Below are 1,359 nucleotides of genomic sequence, written 5' to 3' on the forward strand. Positions count from 1 at the left end.
GTGCGACTTCAGCCCGGACGATCAGCTGGCCACCGAGGTCAGACGCGTTCTGCAGGGTGACGAAGTCGAATCCTGCCGCGAAGGCGTGAGCGGCCAGAGCCGGGCCGGTCACCGGGGGCGGCTGGCCGCCGACGGTCGGCTGGTCGTAGCGCAGGACGAGGGCCCGGCCCTGGTGCGCCAGACTGACGCCGGACGGGTCGTAGGCGCTGAGCACGGTGAGGGTGCCGGGCCGCCCGGCGAGGCGGGCCAGCAGTCGGTCGAGGGCGGCTCCGGCGGCCGGCTGCATCCGGCGGTTGTTCAGGTCGAAGCCGTAGTCGACGCGGGCGGGCGGCACGGTCAGGTCGTCGGTGCGCAGCTGGAGGTAGGACGGGTCGAAGTCCGCGGTCACGGTGCCGGCGGCCTCGGATTCAGTGACGCCGATCCGGCCGTCCCGGCCGATCGTCTGGCCGATCGTCATGAAGTCCTCGGGCAGGCCGACCCGCAGGGTCCGGCGGCCGCCGCGGGTGTGACCGGCACGGGCGACCTCGACGCCGACGGTGACGTCCCCGGCGGTAAGGGCCTGGAGGGTGGCATGGCCGAGCGGGGTGTCCGGGGTGACGATCGCGTCTCCGGGGCCTTCGCGGGTGACGGACCAGCGGACGAGGGCGTCGGCGAGCCCGGACACGGGCGGGTCCAGGGCGAGCTGGACGGTCTGGCCGGCGGTGGGGTCGGTGTCCCCGGCGGTGTCGAGGGTGAGGGCATAGGTGTCGCCGGGTGGCTGGGCTGCCTCGACCTGGCCGTCGGCGGTGCAGGTGACCCAGCCGAAACCGGCCGTGTGGGCGTGCATGCCGAGCGTGCCGGTGTCGAGGGTGCTGTGGCGCAGGCTCAGGGCCCGGCCGACGGGGTGCAGACCGGGGCCGGCGGGGTCGTAGGCGCGCAGCACGCTGAGGGTGCCGGGCTGTCCGACGAGGCGGTCGAGCAGCGCGTCCAGGGCACGCCGGGTGGTGAGCTGCATCAGCCGGTTGGCGTCGTCGGCGGCGAAGTCGAGGCCGGGCCGGGCCGGGTCCGCGTAACGGCAGAGCCAGGCGGGGTCGAAGTCGGGTTCGTCGTCGGCGGTGCCGACGGCCTGGGGCTCGGTACGCAACCGGTCGCCGTCGGCGGTGATGCTCTGGCCGGCGGTGAGCGGGGGCGGCAGGACGCGCAGCAGGGTGGAGCCGGTGGCGATCGCTGCGATGGTCTCGTCGACGACGAAGGCGGCGTGATCACCCGCGACCGGTCCTGCGACCTGGTTGACGGCGTCCTGGAGATTGTCCGGGGTGGGGACCAGCCAGCGCTGGAAGATGCTCAGCCGACGACGGTACTGGTCGTCGCTCTCGCCGG

1 protein-coding gene is annotated in these 1,359 nt (G+C 74.3%); it reads right to left on the minus strand.

Annotation, left to right across the window (positions count from 1 at the left end):
- A partial coding sequence (locus tag AQI95_RS40975; protein ID WP_208614389.1) for a hypothetical protein occupies positions 1 to 1,359 on the minus strand: 1,359 nt, incomplete at both ends.

The sequence above is a fragment of the Streptomyces yokosukanensis genome, assembly GCF_001514035.1.
Classification (GTDB): domain Bacteria; phylum Actinomycetota; class Actinomycetes; order Streptomycetales; family Streptomycetaceae; genus Streptomyces; species Streptomyces yokosukanensis.